This window comes from Pseudanabaena sp. lw0831 (assembly GCF_016584665.1).
Classification (GTDB): domain Bacteria; phylum Cyanobacteriota; class Cyanobacteriia; order Pseudanabaenales; family Pseudanabaenaceae; genus Pseudanabaena.
In genome coordinates, this window is sequence record NZ_BBJB01000080.1 from 1 (window position 1) to 19,834 (window position 19,834).

Below are 19,834 nucleotides of genomic sequence, written 5' to 3' on the forward strand. Positions count from 1 at the left end.
CGCCGCAACTCTCTTTTCGGTTTAGAAATGTCAGAATTTGCCTTTTCTTTAGGTCAGTTATAGTCAGCATTGTCATAATCGTTATAAATCTTTGTCAATTTATGAAAATTAATGATACAAAAAACAAATTTTTAAGTTAAAATTTGTCACTAGGTAAAATTCTTGGTGTGAAGGGTAAGTCATGAGTCAAGCTGGATTTGGCGATTCATCAGCACAAGAGCGCATTAGTCCATTGATGCCAGAGCCGCAAACCCCGCTACAGAGTGTATCTTCAAACGTACACGGTGAGCCAACAACTCTGTTCAACGCCTTGCCCAGACAAGTCTTAGAGCAGGAGCTACAATTTTGCAATGAGCGAAGTCAGCAAGCTCAGGTTTTGTTGCGACAAGCTCAAGAGCAACTGCAACTGTCGCAGCTAGTCATCCAAAGACAGGAAACCCTCACTCAAACTCTTCAGTCGCGCATCGACCAGCTTGAACGTGAGTTGCAAGATGTGCATGTTAATTGTGATGAACTGCGCGATCGCCTCAAGCGCCAACAACATCACACGTCGCAACTAAAAGCAGCCCTCGAACGCTGTCTCGACACCTCAACACCTGCTCCTAATGACATGGCACTGTCGGCATTAGAGTCTTGGTCGATCGCTAAGCTTGCCGATGAAAAGATTACTCCCGTTGAGGCGAGCAACGACTCAACTCTGCAAAATGTGGTCAAAATTGTACCTGCGCCTCAACCAATTGAGCTAGAAGATTCTCAAGAGCTAAAGCCTTTTGCGACTGATTTACACCAGTCCGAAGTAATGCCTGAAGTAATAATTGAAGAACCTGAACCTCTTCAGTTGTCTATGCCATCAAGAACCCAGCCGATTTCACCTTTGATTATGCGACCACACAAGGCTTCTCAAGGTTCACCGATCTCCCCTAACTTGCCACCTTTGCAGGTTGTTGCGGAACCAAAGGATGAACGTATCGTTAACTGGCGTATTGAGGCGCAACCAGAGCAACAGCCGATCGCTATGGGCAAAAATATTACCGCCAACAACGACTCATCTGATTCGTCACTCTCAGCCGTAACTAACTCGGCAATGGTTTCCACTGTTGCCACGCCCAAGTTTATGCAAGCTTTGTATGGCAGTGTTGCTAATCCAGAAAGAGAAGAAGATACTCAGCTTGTGATCGCAAATTCTAGCCCTCGCAAAGCCGTAACTTCCCTAGCGGCTGTGCAACTTCCCCAGTTTCCGCCATTGCCACGCCGATGATTGGTTTTCTGCGTGGTGCGATCGCTGCTTGTAAAGCTGCCGACAGTTCTCGAAAAAATACACCTTCCTATTGGCTCACCCTAGATGTACAGGGTGTTGGTTACGATATTCAAGTTACGGCGAGCACTGCGAATAAGTTGCCTCTCGTAGGCGAAGAGACGCAAATATTTACGCATCTTATCGTTCGTGAAGATCAAATGACCTTGTTTGGTTTTGCCACTCTTGCTGAACGTGAGTTGTTTCGCCAATTAATTAGCGTTTCAGGAATTGGGACTCAGGTTGGTTTAGCGCTGCTCAATAGTTTGGGTATTCAAGATTTAGTTAAGGCGATCGTTTCAGGAAATACGCGGGTATTAAGTTTAACTCCAGGGGTTGGCACGAAAACGGCGGAAAGGTTGGCTCTGGAACTAAAAACAAAACTAGCTGATTGGCGCTTGGCTCAAGTTGGTGTAACTAGCTCAGTTGGTAGCGTGGTTAGTTTGGCGGTGCAAGAGGAGGTCGAGATGACTTTGTTAGCTCTAGGTTATACCCCAACTGAAATTAGTAATGCTCTGAATGCGATCGCAAGTTTACCAATTCTTGCTAAAACCCAAGATATCGAAGCTTGGATTAAAGAAGCGATCGCATGGCTATCTCGGTAAGTTATACCAATTCTCAAAATGGCGTTGCCATTTTGAGAATTGGTATAACTTACCCAGTGAATATTAGTGGTGCGCGGCAAAGCCGCGCACCACTAATATTCACTGGGTTTGTTTTTGGGAATTGGGATTAGCTGTTTTTCTATGGCATCACATGCTACACCTACTCCATCTTCTGCATGTATGAGGCGACCGATTTCTGTGGCTTTTGCCGCATAGTTAGGATTTGCGAACAATTCATTTAATTCCTTGACAATTCGTGGCGTTGAGTATTGCTTTCGGGAAAGAGTGCGTGATGTTCCTAGTCGCTCAACTCTTGCCGCATTATCAGGCTGATCATGGCTATAGGGAATCACCAACGTTGGACGACCTGCTCGTAATGCTTGAGCCGTTGTTCCAATCCCACCTTGATGAACAACTGCACAAGCCCGTGAAAAAATTTGAGAGTAGGGTGCATAATTCACGGCAATAATGTTTTGCGAAAGATTTGCGGGCGGTGCATTCTTGCCCATTAGGAGGACTGCACGACGATTTAATCGATTTGCCGCTTGAATGCTCTCCTGATAAAAGTTATCAGGTGTGAAAACGGCGGATGAACCTAAGGTAAACACAATGGGCGGCTCACCTGCATTTAGAAATTGTAAGAGTTCCGAATTGGGTTCCATTTCTTGGCTACCGTCGTAAAATGTGAATCCTGTTGCGATCTCATTGGCTACCCAGTCTGGTTGAGGCTTGACCATCAGTGGAGAAAACAGAGCCAGCACCAAGTAGGGTGAATACTTGTCATCAATCAGAGGATTGCCGAAAAGTGGCGGTAATCCAAGCTCGGAGCGAAGTTGATAGATCGGTTGTGCCCAAGATTGACTCACCAACTTTGCAAACTGGACTACGCCTCGGTTGAATCTAGGCCCTAACATCCTCAACTTTGCTAGAAAAGGATACTCGGCTCGCACGGGCGGATCGTAAGCTGAGAAGAATGAAGTTGGCTGAAGTACGCCTAATGCCCAGCGAATTTTCAACATTTCTGCAACCAGTCGAGCCGCGTAGACAAGTTCGCCTGCAAGGATAAAATCTGCATCCTTGGCAATGCTCATTAAATCAGTGTAGGTTTCGCGCAACCTTGCTCCCAACCAATTGATCACATATTTCGATCCCGTTCGTAAATCCATCATGCGTGCCGCCATTTGAGGATCGTTGAGCATCAGGTTGTCAGGGCGCATTCGATGAAACTCGAAGCCCAAAGCTTCCACTCTAGATTGATATTCTTGGTGTGTTGCGAAAACGACCTGATGACCACGTTTTCTTAGCTCAAGTGCGATCGCAATCTTGGGATGCAGATCGCCAAGACTGCCAATGATAGCAATAACAATTCGACTCACGATTTTGCCTCATATTAGCGTTTGTCACATAAAACCCAAAAGAGAGTTGCGGCGCGAAGCGCCGCAACTCTCTTTTGGGTTTTATGTCGTAACTTCACTTGACACATCTATAGATAATGGATCGCGCCTATTTCAAAAACAATTCAAAGTAGCCAATCTCAGGCACTGATCCAATTCTCATAGGTAATATCGAAACTCCCAATCCACGAGATACATATACGGAGATTGAATTGGTCTGATACCAACCGCTAACATAGTTTCCACTACGTGGTGGCAGAATAGGTACAAAGCCGAAAAAAGATAATTGTCCCCCATGAGTGTGTCCTGTCAGCATATATTGCGGCTTATATTCTGCCAGCATTCGCAACTCATCAGTAGAGAATGTATCTGCATATGCGGGTGAGTGGGCAAGCAATAAATGATTGGGATTGGGATTAATATTTTGAAGCGATTTGGTTAAATTAGGCTTGCTAACTAAATCATCAATTCCTGTTATCAATAGCTTGCGATCGCCTTGTTTATATAAAACACTTTCATTAACTAATAAGCGACAATTGTAAGTAGCATATATTTTTGTGAGAAGCTCTAAATTGACTCTTGCTTTATATTCCCAGTTTCCCAAAATCGCATATTTAGCTGTTTGGCGATCGAGAAGTGATAAGAAGCGATCGTACCCATCTACCTGTTCGGCTTTATCAACAGAATCTCCAGTAAAGACTACGATATCTGGCTGGAGTTTATTAACTTGTTCGGCAATTCTTTGAGCGTGATCGTTAAATTTTTTCAGATGAAGATCGCTGATTTGAACGATTTTTAAACTGTCATGATTAGAAGGAATTTCTGGGTTGAGCCGATGATGTGTCACCACAAAAAGATTTGGCTCAATACTAAACGCATAAATAGGCAGTAATACTAAGACCGTAATAATGAAAAGTAGAATATATCGTTTTTTCTTTATTTTTCGCATTGGAATTTCTGGTGATTATAATTTCTATTTGTTGTTATCTTTTGAGATTTAGCAATTTTCATTATGAAATCGATTTTAGGGTTCGCATCGGGTACGGCGCTACAAACCCTAAAATCGGTTTTGAGGAAAATCAGCCGTCGGCTGACTTTTCTCAAAACTGATTTTCAGAATGAGAACAGCTTTTTGAGATGAGAATAGCCTTAAGCATTGCACTCAAAATGGTATGTTAATAAGTCTGACGCTTCCAATTTTAAAATGCAAGTACCCTTTCAGAATTTTCCTTCAAACATGAAACATCATGTTTGATCATAATCATCAAGTTTATATGGCTCGTGAGATTGTTCGACATTACAGCCAGTTACGCCAATTACAACCTGCAGAACAAACCATTTTGGAGCTTCTATGCAATGAATGGTCGAATATGAAAATGCTGGATATAGGTGTGGGGGGAGGACGTACTACCCAACATTTCTCTAAAGTAGTTAAGGAATATGTTGGCATTGATTATGCTGAAGAGATGATTGTAGCTTGTCAGAAGCGCTTTCCATCATCTTCTCAATCAAGAGGGTTTGAGGTGGGCGATGCCAGAGATATGAGGCAGTTTCAAGATAATTCTTTCGATTTTATTTTATTTAGCTTTAATGGTCTTGATACGCTTTCCCATTTGGATCGGTTGCAAGCGTTGCAAGAAGTCAGTCGAGTTGGTAAATCTGGAGGGTATTTCTTCTTTTCAAGCCATAGCCTACAAGGGCTAGAACGAGAATTTAAATGGCAGAATCAGATTAGCTTTAACCCGCTAAAAACCTATGTCAATATGATCATGTTTGCTCTTTTGCGTTTCTTCAATCGTTCAATTTCCCCACAGCAGATAAAACATTCCGAACATGAAATCATTCAAGATGAATCTCATAACTTCTGCTTAAAGCAATATTACATTAGACCTCAAGAGCAGCTCAATCAATTAAAAACAGATTTCGATCATATCAGAATGTACTCTTGGAAAAGTGGTCTAGAAATTACAACTCAACAGGAGTTAAGTGACAACTCCGACATGTGGCTTTATTATCTCTGTAAGATTAAATGAACGGCGATTTTTGCTAAAATCAACATAACCAAGCTGTGAGCTGAAATATCATGCAAGCAACTGTAATTGAAGCAGAACAAGAACTCGAACCTCAAATTCATCTTTGGTCGATCGCAGATTATCACCAAATGATCGAAGCAGGGATTTTGGATGAGGACGATCGCGTAGAACTGTTGGAAGGAAAAATTGTTTGTATGAGTCCGCAACGACCATTTCATGCTGCAAGTGTGCAACGTAGTAGTAGATTACTGTTTAAATTGCTAAGCGATCGCGCTGAAATTCGTATACAGTTACCCGTGATTTTAGGGAATGATTCTGAGCCTGAACCAGATATTGCTGTTGTCAGATTTGATGATCATGAATATTCATTTAGACATCCTGAAGTATCTGATATTTATCTGTTGATAGAAGTTGCTGATTGGACTATCTCAAAGGATCGTAAACAAAAAGCGCGTATTTATGGCAAAAACCAAGTTTTAGAGTACTGGATTCTCGATTTACAAAATCGACAAGTTTACATTTTCCGTCAGCCAGAGGATGGAAGCTATCGTGAAGAATTGATTTTGAGTAGCAACGATAGTCTCGCTATGCAAGCTTTTCCTGATATTGCGATCGCTTTAGATGCATTGTTTCCTATCCAACAAAACTAAATGCTATTTGCTTTTTGCCTAAGCGATCGCTTTCATTCAAATAAGTTAGGATATGCTGCATTTTGTTAGAGTGTTTTACAGAATCTGCGATCGCATGGCTTTCTAGATAAATTGACGTTTCAAGATTAACAATGACTTAAAAGATTAGACTGACAATCCGCAAATAAACGCTTGCATACGCTATCTCCTAATATCTAGGTGAACTTGATAAGATTAACCTTGCTGCCTACCATAATGCCCCAACCAAAATTAGGTGCGTTACATTTCATTGAATGCATTTTACGAGATTGGCGAACGTACAGTTGCAAAGTGTTAGATAGCAACGCTATTACACAGAATAATTTATTTCCTCGGAAGCCAAAGCTGTTGTTTGGGTATTTGTATAGTGATACCGTGAGCAAGCTCAACTTTTTCAGGAATCTCGCGCCATTCGGACTCGTTCACAAAATCGTTTTTCATCCAACGACTTAGATCTTTCATGTCCCTAAGTCTCAGCAAATTTTGATTATTATTAGCGAACCATTGGGCATCCGCAGTAAAAGATGTGTTTGTTACAATCATACCCATATGAAATTGTGATGTTCGTGAAGTAAGCACTCCATGAAAATCACGGACATCAGGAGAGCCTGTTTTACGATTTGAGTGATGATGTTTCGCTTGAATAGCTAACAAAAAAGGAAAAGCACAGCCTCCATTTGGATAGGCAATAATGTCTACTCCTCCATCTTTACGGTAGACATCACCAACTAGCTGTACGCTCAATCCCATATTCTCAAGTCGATCAGCAACCAAGTATTGGAACTTATCAGGAGGTAATTGTTTTAGACGCTCTGTATCCTCAAGAAACCAAGCAAGAAGAGAGCTAGAAAACTCAATAAGTTCTACAGTATAAGGTTCAGCACTTCCCCATTTTTTCTTAGAAAGTTCTTCAACTTGATTAAGTAGGTATAACTGCATTGGAGCAGCCTTTTTGTAATAGGGATTATCAACTTCATGTACACCGAGTGATTCTAGGTCATTAGGTTTGAGGCGATACTCACCTATTGCTCGTGTTTTAGTTATGTATTGATACTTATCTTGATTCTGACGTTGACAATTGGCACACAGATACATATCAAGAATAGGATGCTTGCGAATTGTACTTTTGCCACACTCATAGCAGGGAGATTTAGTCTTTGTCGCCATTTTTAAGGATTGATAGGCTATCTAATGTCAATTTGTAATTGCGCCTAAGCGATCGCCAAAAGTCAAAAAACTAATAGTCGATTTACCAATTATATTTTTTATTGAAGTAAAACGACTCATTTCTTTTACACCCACTCTAGCGATAACTTCTTCTGCGATCGCATATAGTCATGAAAGTAAAGATTAATGAAACCTACCAAGTTACACCCTTCATCTCAACTGGGAATAATTTGCGATCAGAGAGACGATCCTCATCCAATGCGCTGATCAAATATTGACCTGTCTCTTGCTGTTCCTCAACATCTTCATCATCGATCCAAGACTGAATCAAATTAACCGCTTTAGTTTGTTTTTGTTTTAGAAGAATAAAGCTGGTTAATAAATCCAATGTCACAGATTCAATTGAAAGCCCCTTTTGATTGGCTTCCTGTAAAAGATACTTCTCAACTTCTGATGGTAGGTTAAGGGTTAGTGCCATGGATTTTCTTGAGTATGTTTACTGATACTTTAACATTCAGATTTTTTCGCGATTATCCAAACACAAATTTAGATGCTATTTACTTGCTGTAATTGCGCCTAAGCGATCGCCAAAAGGAAAAAATCTAATAGTTGCTTTGCCAATCACATTTTCTTTGGGTAGAAATCCCCAAATATGCGAATCATTACTGTGATTGCGATTGTCGCCCATCATCCAATAATGACCTTTGGGAACAGTCACAGGACGCATCATATATTTAGGTGCTTTCGCAATATATGGCTCATCGAGAGGTTTATCATTGCGATAGACTTTGCCACCGTGTACCGCAATGCGATCGCCTTCGATGCCAATCAAGCGCTTGATATAGGCTTTAGTATTGTCTTCAATCGCAGGTGACTTAGGCGGATAGAAAATTAAAATATCGCCACGTTGTGGTTCTTGCCATTGCTGCGAAATCTTATCGACCAAGATGCGATCGCCTACTTGCAAAGTCGGCTCCATCGAGCCAGAGGGAATGAAGCGTGGCTCGACAATAAAAGTCCGCAAAAATAAGGCGATCGCAAGAGCCACGACAAAAATCCGAATGGTTTCGCCATGTTGTTGCCACCAAGGTTTAATGGGAACTTGCGGATCGAGCTTAGTTTCTGTGGTCATGAATAATATTTATTGGGATTTATTTTGGCTCCCTCTCCTGCGGGAGAGGGCTGGGGTGAGGGTCTAATATTTAGGAACGTTTAAATTCCCAGCGCGATTGTCAAAGGGCCAGTAACGAAACACCGCTCGACCAACTAGATTCTCTTCGGGCATAAATCCCCATGCGTGGGAATCCAAACTGTTATTGCGATTATCGCCCATCACCCAATATTTGCCATTCGGCACAGTGAAAAATGGATGCTCTTTGCCAGACTGGACATTATCAGGACGGAAGCAGTTGGGACAGAGCGCATCGTCTTGGGTTGGCAAAGTGTAGTTTGGTGGTGCGGCAATGTATGGCTCATTTAGAGGTGCATCATTTATAAAGACTTTGCCATCATGAATACTGATGCGATCGCCTGGCAAACCAATCACCCGTTTGATATAGACCTTAGAAGCATCAGGGACAACTGGATTAATCGGTGGATTAAACACGATAATTTCGCCGCGCTCAGGTTTGCGCCAACGGATCGAAAGCTTATCGATAATTAGGCGATCGTCGATTAATAAAGTTGGCTCCATCGAGCTAGAGGGGATGTAACGTGGCTCTGCAACAGCTATCCGCACACCTACTGCCAACAAAATTGCCACTGTGACAGTGGGTAAATTATCGAGCAAGAAATTTTTGACTGGATGTTCTTGTTTGGGAACAGGAGGTGACTGCTTAGGATCGGTGGGAGGATTGGATTGTGAATCATCAGTGCGATCGCTAGAATTATCAGATGACATAGAAATGCTCGCGGGATATGTACTTATCTTAAAGCCTGTTTAGCAAGCTTGACGTGAAGTGTCATACTTGCTACTTTTTCAAGGCACTGGGAACTTCAATTGCATGATCGCCAGACAGGTTAAACTCTTGATGAATAACTTTCAGTGCTTGTTCCGCTTGATGATCGCGCACCACACAGCTAACTTTAATCTCGGATGTGGCGATCATCTCAATATTAATGTCTGCATCCGCAAGGGCGCTAAACATGCGTGCGGCAATTCCCGACTGATGGATCATATTTGCGCCGACAATACTGACTTTGCTAATGTCACCATCACAGCTAACTTCACCATAGCCGAGAACTTTAGCATATTGTTTGAGCGCTGTTTCGGCTTTGGCAAGATCGGCGATCGCTACAGTAAAGGCAATTTCATTCACATCGCGATCGGATTGCGACTGCACGATCATATCCAAACTAATATTGTGTTCGACAAGTTGCTCAAGGATTTTTGCAGCCATGCCTGGGCGATCGGGCACTTGTTGCACCGCGATTCTGGCGCGATTGCGATCTAGAGCCACGCCACGCACAGGCGAAATATCTGAGCTATTTTCATCAGAAGTGATTTCACAGGCTTGATGCGATCTCACTGGTACATTAAAGGCTTTTTGAATCGCCGCGATCGCACTTTCCCCGTCGGTTGCCGCAATCACACAACTAATTTTTATTTCAGAAGTGGAAATCATTTGAATATTGATTCCCGCTTCAGCGAGAGACGTGAACATTTGCGCGGCAACCCCTGGTCGTCCGATCATGCCCACACCGATAATGCTGATTTTGGCAACATTGGAATCGACGGTAACTAAACTTGCCCCGATTTCCAGACCACGGGTGACCACTTCCGCCAACTGCAATTGATTTTGAGGAATCGTAAAAGCAATGTCATTTACTCCTTCGGTTTCTTGTACCGCTTGAATAATTAAGTCAACATTGATTCCTCGATCGGCTAGAGATTTAAACAACTGTGAGGCGATCCCTGGGCGATCGGGAATTTGCAAGAGCGCAATTTTGACTTGATCGTAATCAATCGAGACTGTCTCGACAAAACGATTTACTTCTAGAGATTTGAGATTACCAGTACCAATGCGCGGCGAAGTGATCACCGTACCCGCATCATCGAGCCAACTCGATCGCACACACATTTTTACGCCAAAATTACGGGCAATTTCTACCGATCGCGGATGCAAGACTTTTGCGCCTAAACTTGCTAGCTCTAACATTTCATCGCAAGTAATTTCCGCTAACATTTGCGCCTTAGGAACAATGCGCGGGTCAGTCGTCAAAATCCCTGGAACATCAGTATAAATCTCGCAAATGTCAGCTTCGATCGCCGCCGCGATCGCTACCGCCGAGGTGTCTGAGCCGCCACGTCCTAGAGTCGTAATTTCAGTACTAGGCTCCCCCGTTTCTGGATCAATTGCCACGCCTTGAAATCCTGCAATCACCACAACTTTTCCAAGAGCAAGCGCGGCTTTGATTTGATCGGGTTCCACATATAAAATTCTGGCGCGGGTATGGTACGGCTCGGTGACTACCCTTACTTGCGAGCCATTCATGGCGATCGCAGGTTGTCCTACTGCTTGCAGTGCCATGCTTAGCAACGCGATTGTCACCTGTTCGCCTGTGGCTAAGAGCAGATCCATTTCGCGCTCTTTCGCCGCAATTTCGGTGAGGCTTTGGTTATGATTTGCTGACACTGCTTCAGCGAGACCAACCAGACCATCGGTGGTTTTGCCCATAGCCGAAACCACGACTACAACTTGATTGCCAGCATCAACTGTCTTCTTAATGCGATCGCGGACTGCTTTAATGCGATCGGCATCGGCTACGGAGGAGCCACCATATTTCTGAACTATTAACGCCATTCGTTAGAGAAAATTAAACTTGAAAGAATTTTTGAGATGTTTTGCCAAATAGCTAAAGTAAAGCATTACAGCCTATTCATCATACATTTCATATAGCGATCGGCAAAATAAATGAGGGGGGATTCCAGCAATTCTCATTATGAAACCAATTTAGGGGTTTGCAGCGCCCACGGCGCTGCAAACCCCTAAATTGGTTTTGAATCCAGCAATTCATCTCTTGAAATAAAGCACGGCAATTTTGGAAATAATTAAAAGTTTTTTACGATACATTGCGATCGCGCTAATTGACAAGTATTGTTAAGATAATCCGTAGATTTGCTCCAATGATATGATTACCTAGTCAGGAGTGAACGTGTACTTAACAAGGAACTGTCTTTTATGCAAACGGGGTCTGTTTCTCCACTGGTTCTGATCATCTTAGACGGCTGGGGACATAGGGAAGAAACCGAGGGCAATGCGATCGCCGCAGCAAATACTCCCGTCATGGATAGCCTATGGAGTACCTACCCAAAAACTCTCCTCCAAGCCTCTGGCAAAGATGTTGGCTTACCAAAAGGTCAAATGGGCAACTCTGAAGTTGGACATTTAAACATTGGTGCTGGTCGAGTTGTTCCTCAAGAATTAGTTAGGATTTCTGATGCTGTCGATGATGGCTCGTTGTTGACAAATTCTGTGCTTGTCCAAGTTTGTGAAAAGGTCAGAGCCAACCATAGCAAATTGCATCTTTTAGGGCTTTGCTCCGATGGCGGCGTGCATTCACATATCGATCATCTATTGGGATTACTAGATTTAGCTAAATCCCAACAAATTGATGATGTCTGTATTCATGTGATTACCGATGGGCGCGACACTTTGCCCCATTCAGGGATCAACTTTATTAAGCTTTTACAGGCACATATTAAAAAGATTGGTGTCGGACGCATTGTCACAGTCAGTGGGCGTTATTTTGTCATGGATCGCGACAAGCGTTGGGATCGCCTTCAAAAAGCCTATGAAGTCCTGACAAATGATTGCATCACCACTGAGCTAACCGAACCAACAGATTTGTTGGAAGCTGCCTACAAAGAAAAAATTACCGACGAATTTCTACCCCCAACTCGAATTGCTCATGGCGCGATCGCCTCAGGTGACGGCGTAATTTGCTTTAATTTCCGCCCCGATCGCTCTCGTGAGATCACTCAAGCCCTTGTCGCAAAAAACTTTGTAGCTTTTGAACGCGATCATATTGAGCATCTCGCTTATGCCACATTTACGCAGTACGATAGCGCTTTACCAGTTCCTGTCGCCTTTTTACCCCAAAACTTAACTAATTTGCTGGGGCCAGTTGTGGCGAAGCATGGACTGAAGCAGTTACGGCTAGCCGAAACTGAGAAATATGCCCATGTCACCTATTTCTTTGATGGTGGTCTGGAAGAAGCCAGTGAAGGCGATGATCGAGTTTTGGTAAATAGTCCAAGGGTCTCTACCTACGATCAAGAACCTGCCATGTCTGCGGCTGAGGTGACGCGCATTGCATCAGACGCGATCGCTAAGCGCATTTACTCGCTAATCGTGATTAACTACGCTAACCCTGACATGGTCGGGCATACTGGCAACTTTGAAGCTACGGTCAAGGCTCTTGAACATGTAGATAAATGTTTGGGCAAATTATTATCTAGTATCGCCAATGCAGGCGGTACGGCTTTAATCACCGCCGATCATGGTAATGCTGAATATATGTGGGATGAGCATGGCAATCCTTGGACTGCCCACTCTAGCAATCCTGTGCCATTTATTTTGATAGAGGGTGAAGGATGCAAGATCTATGGTCATGGTGCTGATGTCAAGCTCAAGCCTTCAGGTGGTCGTCTAGCGGATATTGCGCCTACGATTTTAGAAATTCTGAAAGTCCCGCAACCAGAAGAAATGACAGGTGTTTCTTTATTAGAAACAGCAATTTATGAGTTACAGAGCGTCAAAACTCCAGTCAAAATTGGTAAATAAATCAAAGGGCTGAATCGCGGATTAGACAGATTTATGGATGACACGGATTTTTTTTAAAGAAAGATGGCGCTTGCGCCACCTTTCCTTTTTAGGTTGCAGAATATAGATAGCGTTAGAGAAAACTTATCGCCATCTATATTCTGAAGGTTAACTTAAATGTCAAAACTGACCAGACGCGAGTTCATTGCGATTAGCAGTCTGACGGCTGGCTTTGCGATCGCTGTGCAGCCTATTTCTGCAAAAACAATTACTACCGATCTCAAGGGGATCATCGCAGGTGAAGTCAAAATCCCTGTCAAAGATGGCATAATCCCTGCCTATCGAGCCATGCCTACTTTTGGGAAAGATTTCCCTGTGATTTTAGTTGTCCAAGAGATTTTTGGAGTTCATGCATACATACAAGATGTTTGTCGCCGTTTAGCCAAATTAGGTTATTTAGCGATCGCCCCTGAAATGTTTTATCGACAAGGCGACGTGTCAAAACTGACAGATATTGCTGAGATTCGGAAAGTGGTTAGTAAAGTACCTGACGCTCAGGTAATGTCTGATCTTGATGCAACCGTGGCATGGGCAGCGAAATCGTCTAAGGGTAATATTCAAAAATTGGGGATTACAGGTTTTTGCTGGGGTGGCCGAATCACTTGGCTCTATGCTGCCCATAACCCCAAAGTTAAGGCTGGGGTGGCATGGTATGGCAGACTTGTGGGCGAATCAACCGCACTTACGCCCAAACATCCACTGGATATCGCCATGAGCTTGCAAGTACCAATTTTAGGACTCTATGGTGGCAAAGATACGGGCATTCCTTTAGATACGGTTGAGCAAATGCGCGATCGCCTGAAAGGTTGCAGTACTAAATCTGAGATCGTCGTTTATCCTGACGCGCCTCATGCTTTTCACGCCGATTATCGTCCTTCCTATCGTCAGTCAGACGCTGAGGATGGCTGGAAACGTTTACAGGCTTGGTTTAAGGAAAATGAAGTTATCTAAACAAAAATTGAGTTTCATCGGTAAATAAGAATTACAACAGTGTTCGATCAAACCCGTCATAAGAAGGGTCGCAGGGCGAAGCCCCGCAATGGGTTTTATATTCTTATTCGTGGCAGGTTTGAAAGCAAATTGCTGTAAATATAAAAATTCAAAATCTGTGCCGCCCGCTGCGCGGGCGGCACAGATTTTTAGCTACTTATTAGTAGCCGCTGAAATGATGTTAAACAAGAAAAAAGAGCGCATTGCGCTCTTTTTTCTTGCAAAGCTCTATCATGTAAAGGAGTGTAAAGTATTGTAAACAAATAGTGTTTTTTCAGATGCAAAATAAAGTTGTTGTCGTTGTCGGTGCAACAGGTGGAATTGGTTCAGCACTTGTTCCAAAACTTGCTGAAGCAGGAGCGAAGTTAGTTCTCGTGGCTAGAGATGCTGATAAGTTAGAAGAGCTAGTCAACAATTTGGAAGATGACAACGACATTGAGGCGATCGCTATTCCTACAGACATCACTAAATATGAGCAAGTCGAAGCCATGGTGCAGAAGGCGATCGCAAAGTTTGGACAGATTGATGTCTTAGTTAATGCCGCAGGTGCGGGCGTGATGAAGCAATTCCTTCGCATTGAACCGCAAGAACTTGATCAGATGATTGATCTCAATCTCAAGGGGAATTTCTATACCAGTCAAGCAGTTGCCAATGTCATGAAGGATCGCAAGATTGGACATATCTGTAATGTAATTGGCATTCTTGGCAAGCATCCAATGGCAATGGCAGCAGCTTATTGTGCATCGAAATTTGGGGCGATCGGATTTAGCAAATGTATGGCAGATGAGCTTCGCCGCTTGGGGATTAAGGTAACTTTATTTTATTTTGGAGGGATTGATTCGCCATTTTGGGATAACGTCAGCCTGAAGGTCGATCGCAGCAAAATGCTAACGACTGAAACAGCGGCAAATGCAATCATGTTTGCTCTTTCTGCTGATCCACAAGCCGTCCCGATGGAAATCAATATTCAACCCGAAAGCCATTTATTCTTTTAATAGTGCGTTTAGAAAACCTAGGCTTTAGTATAAATCTCTACTTGCTCTCCCTTGAAAAGGGGGAGCAAAATTTGAAAGACATTTTTACGGAGAGAATAGGTGTTTCTCTACTTTTTAAGATAGTAAACAGCAGTAGTAGCAAATAACCAGATACTCATGATTTTACCTAGTGTATTCTCTACTAGGCGCTTCATATAGTAGTCATTTTCTTGCAATAGCAATCTAGGACTATCCCATAATCTAGGCTCAAATAACATTGCCACAACTAAACAAAGTGAAGCGATTACCCAACTAATAAAGACACTTTTCCAGCTTTGTGGATAAGTCCATGATGGTGGTTTACTCCAAAAGATTTTTAATGCCAAGCGCCATATACCGATAAAGATTAGATAGAGAATTAGGCTGAAAGCAACAAAAAAAGCCATACCCCCAATCATAAAGACTTTATCTTGCACCAGTGGGATTACTAAAAATAGATTAAATGCATACCAAATAGGTGCGTACAGGCATAAGAATGTTGGCACAAGTAACGCTAAAGCTATGCAAAAACTATTGATCAATCGTCTCATTTTTCACCTGTTAATCCTAGCGAAAATCAGTATTTAGTCATTTTTTGCACAAATAAATCTAAATTGCAAGCTTTCTAGTCATGAGAGAGGGATTTCTCTCTGAATTGCTTTGTTTCAAATTACTGAGAAGTATTTCTATCTCACCAAAATCAAGTTTAATGATAAAAAGCAAATTCTTATCTAGCCTTCTGTCAGCTTGCCTAAACTTGGAGATCAAAATGCAAAAGCGATATCTATATATATTGACTATATTCGTCACGATCTTCTCGTTTGGCATAGCCCTTAAAGCGACAGAAGTATTTCAATCACGGACAGTCAAAATACCTAGTCCATCTGAAATGTCAAAACTTGCGGATTCCTTCAGTCCCCAAGAAATCTCACAACTAGAAATCGATGATGTCCTGCGCGATCGCCTTCGATTTGATCCCCAATGGCAAGAAATCGCTCAAGCAATTCGCCAAGATATTATTGTTGCTAAATGGGGAAAAGATCCAGTTGAGAATCCAGTCTGGAAAAAATATGGAGCCAAGGCATATCCATTACTGAGTTATTATGCTAGCTCCCGTGATGATACTCGCCAAAAGTATGGTATCGAAGGAATTCGTCGTCTAGGTAAACCCTATACAACCCTGTGGCTGAGAGGACAGATTCAACGACGTTTGGCTTATCCTAACTTTTATGACATCGCTCCCTATACTTCAGAGGCTCAAAGCAAGGACTGGGAAAAAGAATTTGGCTTGGATGATCCAAAAGTACGGAAAGAGTTAATCAGTCTTGCCAAAGCAAATCTTGAACCTCGGAATTCGCCGCAATATTACGACCAATTTAATCTAGGTTTTTTAACGCAATTACTAGGTTATGAAGCTGTGTATGGCAAAAACTCCTACGAGAAGGACAAGAATTTTGTGGGTCTATCGGAATGGTTACAGTACGAGCAACTTCAAAAGCCTACAGATATTCAAGTCAAATCAGCGATCGCCCTCTATAAAAAGTTGTCTAGCGATGCCCAAGAGCACATTTTAGTTGAGCGATTAGGTGCTATCAAAGCAGGACAAATTACGCCCTTCGCTCGCTCCTTCTTTCTTTCTTTAGCTAATGATCAATCTGCTAGCGATCGCATGTGGGCGATCGCAGAATTGGATCGACATGGTGATCCTCAAGGGACAGAAATCCTCAAAAATATTTTGAATAACGATCTATCTCAACTACATTCCCTCTCACGGATCGTCAGTTACGAAAATTTTGCGCCAAAAGGTGACTATGCCTATTACTTGCTGCTGGGAATGGTGGAGAAATATCCGCAATCAAAATTTGCGATCGCCTGTCGCGAATATGGTGATTTAACAGGTCGCTCTTATTTTGATGGTCAGCCCCGTAGTGAAGCAGTTCTTGCTAGCAATGCCAAACGATCTGAGAAAGAACGCCTCAATGCATGGCAAGACTGGCTCAAGCGATATTCACAGCATTCTGGAGCCGACGATGCTCATCACTTCCTTGCTCTGAGTCTCCAAGACAACAATGATATTGTCGGAGCGATGCGTCTCTGGATCAAAGTTATGGCACAACCAATGGGCGATCGCGATGCCCTTTACCTCGCCTTCCCCCATGTGCGTACCCTCCTTGATATCGGTCTATCCATCGACCAGATGCAGACCCTCCTGCAAGAGCCAGAAAATCAACCCCTTGGCTCTCTCTTGAAATATGCGATCGCGATCCAATATGCGCGATCGCATGACTATGCCAAGGCTCTAGAGATATCCGCAAATGTGCAATTAGAAGCTATTCCTGATCGAATCCTCGAAGCTTATTATTATCCGCAAGGACGAATGCGTTGGTCATGGCAATATAATCAGGTCGAAAACTTTAAGAAAGAAGCCCAATCATTATTGAGCGAACAAAAATTACGCTGGCAAAAACTCCGCCAATGGCAAATCGAAAATACTCCCGAATCGCGATATCAGATCGCCTCCGATTGGGCAGGCATGGGCGGATGGAAAAACGGTTATTTGCCGATCTGGGATGGTAGTCGCCTTTATCGCTTGCCAAACTGGAATTGTAGCGAGTGGTGGGTATGCGATGAATCTAAGCGCAGTGATGCGGAAATTCTCGCTAAGTATCAAGCTGGCAGTCAAAATGCGATCGCTCTTTCCCTCTATCAAAACTTGCTTGAAGATGGCAGTCTCCCGACTGACCTTCGAGAAAAATCTCTTTACATGGTAGCAATGACCCTGCTTGCCCAGTGGGAAAACCACACTTTCTCAGAAACCCAACGTATCCATCCACCCGCAGGAGTGACTACTACTAAGCAATATCAACCAGCGAGTAGACGTAGCTATTCTTACCAAGATTACGAGCAACGCGAAAAGAATATGCGTTCTGACTACCAAAGGCGCATTGATGGCATCATCACTGAATTACAGGTGAAGTTTCCTCGGAGCCAATATATTGATGATTTGCTATTTTCTAGCTTCTTTCTCAGTGAGCAATCCAATTATTTGCAAAGGTTGCTAGAGCGATATCCCAACAGCGATCGCTCCGCAGAAGCAAAGTTTCTCCTAGACTTAAAAAAATAGTAACGCTTTATTAAAACCCACAAAACTTTATTTAACGATAGTCCGGGCTAAGTCATCAGAGCCAAAAAACAAAAGTCTCGCTTAGCGAGACTTTTGTTTTTTGGCTCTGAGAGAGAGTTTGCGCAGAGAACTCTCTCTCAGCAATATTTAACTTAACCCGAATAGACTTTATGCCAATTCAAAAAATGGCGGCGAAATTTCTTTAAATATAAAAACCTTGCTGGGTATAGATTTAATCCCGTGACGTATGACCGACACTTCAGGGAATTGGTAGTATTTAGCTTGAGTTAGGGTGCTTCTTATGAACTTATACAACGAGGGAAAAGAGACGATGCATATCTCTCTTTCTTCTAAAATAAAATAAAATGGTGAGAATTCTTTCTAAACTATTGCGAGTTCTCTCAAAACGTGATAGAACGGAATGATGAGTTTCTTCCATCATAAGTAAAAGTACGAAGAAACAAGCTAATCTAATCAATCAATCATTACTATCTTTTTGGTTTCCGTAATATGACTATAGATCTACCTGTAACCCTACAGCCGGACGGCTTTGGTGCGACTTTACAAGCTTTGCATAGCAGTTTACAAGGCTTCCTCTCTGAATATGAAGATAAAGTTGCTCAAGCCCGTGCCCAACTTGCGCATGTTGAAGCTCTTCTAGGCACATTACCCGCCGAAGCTCCTAAGACCAAAGCTAAAAAGAAAGAAGTCGTAGCTGCTGCTCCTGTTGTTGCTCCTGTTGTTGCTCCCGTCGTCATTGCTGAAGTTCCACCTGCCCCTACTAAAGGTCGCAAACCTAAAGCCGTCGCTAAGCCTGAAGCTGCTCCTGCCGCTAAAGGAAGAGGAAGAGGACATCGTCGTGGTTCTTTGACAACTCGTCCTGCCTACGAAGGGCTTACCCTCACAGAAGCGATCGAAAAGATTTTGAATGAACGCCAAGGTCAAGCAGTAAATGCTGATGACGTGGTCAGTATCCTTTACGGTGATCTGACCGAGACAGTGTTCCGAGTCGCTAAAGAGCGCGTCACCAAAAATCTCTCTAAGGGTAAAGGTGAAAATAGATGGAAGCGTGTTCCTAACCAACTTGGTTACTACACATTGTCTTTGGAAACCTTGAAAACAGTCCCTACCTCTACTATTAAGAGAGGTAGAGCTGCATCTGTGAAGGCTGAGGCTCCTGCTCCTAAAGCAGTCAAAGCTGCTCCTGCTCCTAAAACTGCTGCGAAAGCTGCTCCTGCTCCTAAAGCAACCAAAGCGACTAAAGCTCCTAAGGAAACCAAAGCTCCTAAGGCAGTAGCAACCAAAGCTCCTAAGACAGTAGCAACCAAGGCTGCTCCTAAGGCTTCAAAAAAGGCTGAAGCTGAAGCATCTAAATCTTCACAGCCTAAGAAGTCTGGTCGCATGAGTTCTCTGGTTATGCGTCCTCTCTATCAAGGTAATACCTTAACTGATGCGATCGAGAAGGTTTTGCAAGAGCGTAAGGGCGAGTTTGTGAATGCTGATAGCGTTGTCAAAGCTCTCTATGGCGATCTCTCGGCAGAAAACTTCCGTCAAGCGAAGGATCGCGTTACCAAAAACTTGTCTAAGGGCAAGTTGGATGGTAAGTGGGAGAGAGTTCCTAACCAGTTGGGTTACTACACCTTGTCGATGTCTGCGGTTAAGGCATAGGTAATTGGCTAGGTAGCCTGTAAGGGTTTTTATACTACCTATGGCATAGGATT

18 protein-coding genes are annotated in these 19,834 nt (G+C 43.0%); 10 read left to right on the forward strand and 8 right to left on the reverse strand.

Going from position 1 to position 19,834, the window contains the following annotated elements; translation table 11 throughout:
- Positions 1-181: 181 nt before the first annotated feature.
- Together APA_RS16905 and ruvA are read left to right on the forward strand one after the other, a co-directional pair.
- A complete protein-coding gene (locus APA_RS16905) occupies positions 182-1,258 on the forward strand; it encodes a hypothetical protein (RefSeq protein ID WP_201323426.1) in 1,077 nt (358 codons plus the stop codon).
- Entirely contained in the window at positions 1,255-1,899 is a 645-nt protein-coding gene (gene ruvA / locus APA_RS16910; protein WP_201323427.1) for a Holliday junction branch migration protein RuvA, read from the forward strand. The genes APA_RS16905 and ruvA overlap by 4 nt, the downstream gene beginning before the upstream one ends.
- Before the next feature lie 92 nt (positions 1,900-1,991).
- Here ruvA and APA_RS16915 read toward each other — a convergent pair whose 3' ends face one another.
- On the reverse strand, positions 1,992-3,275 hold the full coding sequence (locus APA_RS16915) for a glycosyltransferase (protein WP_201323428.1): 1,284 nt from the start codon (positions 3,273-3,275) through the stop codon (positions 1,992-1,994).
- Positions 3,276-3,402: 127 nt separating this feature from the next.
- A complete protein-coding gene (locus APA_RS16920; protein WP_201323429.1) occupies positions 3,403-4,242 on the reverse strand; it encodes a metallophosphoesterase in 840 nt (279 codons plus the stop codon).
- A gap of 298 nt (positions 4,243-4,540) precedes the next feature.
- Between APA_RS16920 and APA_RS16925 the strand changes: the two genes are divergently transcribed.
- Positions 4,541-5,326 (forward strand): class I SAM-dependent methyltransferase, encoded by a 786-nt coding sequence (locus APA_RS16925; protein WP_236579630.1) that lies wholly within the window; start codon positions 4,541-4,543, stop codon positions 5,324-5,326.
- A 50-nt stretch (positions 5,327-5,376) separates the two neighbouring features.
- Positions 5,377-5,976, forward strand: coding sequence for a Uma2 family endonuclease (locus APA_RS16930; protein ID WP_201323430.1), 600 nt, complete (start codon positions 5,377-5,379; stop codon positions 5,974-5,976).
- 342 nt (positions 5,977-6,318) lie between these two features.
- Here APA_RS16930 and APA_RS16935 read toward each other — a convergent pair whose 3' ends face one another.
- The 5 genes from APA_RS16935 to APA_RS16955 all read right to left on the reverse strand — a co-directional run bounded on the left by APA_RS16935 (position 6,319) and on the right by APA_RS16955 (position 10,964).
- Positions 6,319-7,161: a restriction endonuclease gene (locus APA_RS16935; RefSeq protein WP_201323431.1), complete on the reverse strand. Its 843-nt coding sequence runs from the start codon at positions 7,159-7,161 to the stop codon at positions 6,319-6,321.
- Between the two features lie 193 nt (positions 7,162-7,354).
- On the reverse strand, positions 7,355-7,639 hold the full coding sequence (locus APA_RS16940) for a hypothetical protein (protein WP_201323432.1): 285 nt from the start codon (positions 7,637-7,639) through the stop codon (positions 7,355-7,357).
- 75 nt (positions 7,640-7,714) lie between these two features.
- Entirely contained in the window at positions 7,715-8,293 is a 579-nt protein-coding gene (lepB, locus tag APA_RS16945; RefSeq protein WP_201323433.1) for a signal peptidase I, read from the reverse strand.
- A 63-nt stretch (positions 8,294-8,356) separates the two neighbouring features.
- Positions 8,357-9,061 (reverse strand): signal peptidase I, encoded by a 705-nt coding sequence (lepB, locus tag APA_RS16950; RefSeq protein WP_201323434.1) that lies wholly within the window; start codon positions 9,059-9,061, stop codon positions 8,357-8,359.
- 70 nt (positions 9,062-9,131) lie between these two features.
- On the reverse strand, positions 9,132-10,964 hold the full coding sequence (locus tag APA_RS16955; protein ID WP_201323435.1) for an aspartate kinase: 1,833 nt from the start codon (positions 10,962-10,964) through the stop codon (positions 9,132-9,134).
- Positions 10,965-11,342: 378 nt separating this feature from the next.
- Here APA_RS16955 and gpmI point away from each other — a divergent pair, with 378 nt between their 5' ends.
- The 4 genes from gpmI to APA_RS16975 all read left to right on the forward strand — a co-directional run bounded on the left by gpmI (position 11,343) and on the right by APA_RS16975 (position 14,971).
- Positions 11,343-12,947, forward strand: a complete 1,605-nt coding sequence (gene gpmI, locus APA_RS16960) for a 2,3-bisphosphoglycerate-independent phosphoglycerate mutase (protein ID WP_201323436.1) — start codon at positions 11,343-11,345, stop codon at positions 12,945-12,947.
- Positions 12,948-13,103: 156 nt separating this feature from the next.
- Positions 13,104-13,937: a dienelactone hydrolase family protein gene (locus APA_RS16965; protein WP_201323437.1), complete on the forward strand. Its 834-nt coding sequence runs from the start codon at positions 13,104-13,106 to the stop codon at positions 13,935-13,937.
- A gap of 109 nt (positions 13,938-14,046) precedes the next feature.
- The gene (locus tag APA_RS16970; protein WP_201323438.1) at positions 14,047-14,235 is read left to right on the forward strand and encodes a hypothetical protein; all 189 of its coding nucleotides are present in this window, start codon (positions 14,047-14,049) and stop codon (positions 14,233-14,235) included.
- A 19-nt stretch (positions 14,236-14,254) separates the two neighbouring features.
- Entirely contained in the window at positions 14,255-14,971 is a 717-nt protein-coding gene (locus APA_RS16975) for an SDR family oxidoreductase (protein ID WP_201323439.1), read from the forward strand.
- 107 nt (positions 14,972-15,078) lie between these two features.
- Here APA_RS16975 and APA_RS16980 read toward each other — a convergent pair whose 3' ends face one another.
- Positions 15,079-15,540, reverse strand: coding sequence for a hypothetical protein (locus APA_RS16980; protein ID WP_236579632.1), 462 nt, complete (start codon positions 15,538-15,540; stop codon positions 15,079-15,081).
- A gap of 218 nt (positions 15,541-15,758) precedes the next feature.
- On the opposite strand from APA_RS16980, the gene APA_RS16985 reads away from it, so the two are divergent.
- Together APA_RS16985 and APA_RS16990 are read left to right on the forward strand one after the other, a co-directional pair.
- Entirely contained in the window at positions 15,759-18,113 is a 2,355-nt protein-coding gene (locus APA_RS16985; protein WP_201323441.1) for a hypothetical protein, read from the forward strand.
- Between the two features lie 510 nt (positions 18,114-18,623).
- A complete protein-coding gene (locus tag APA_RS16990; protein ID WP_201323442.1) occupies positions 18,624-19,781 on the forward strand; it encodes a hypothetical protein in 1,158 nt (385 codons plus the stop codon).
- Positions 19,782-19,834 lie beyond the last annotated feature (53 nt).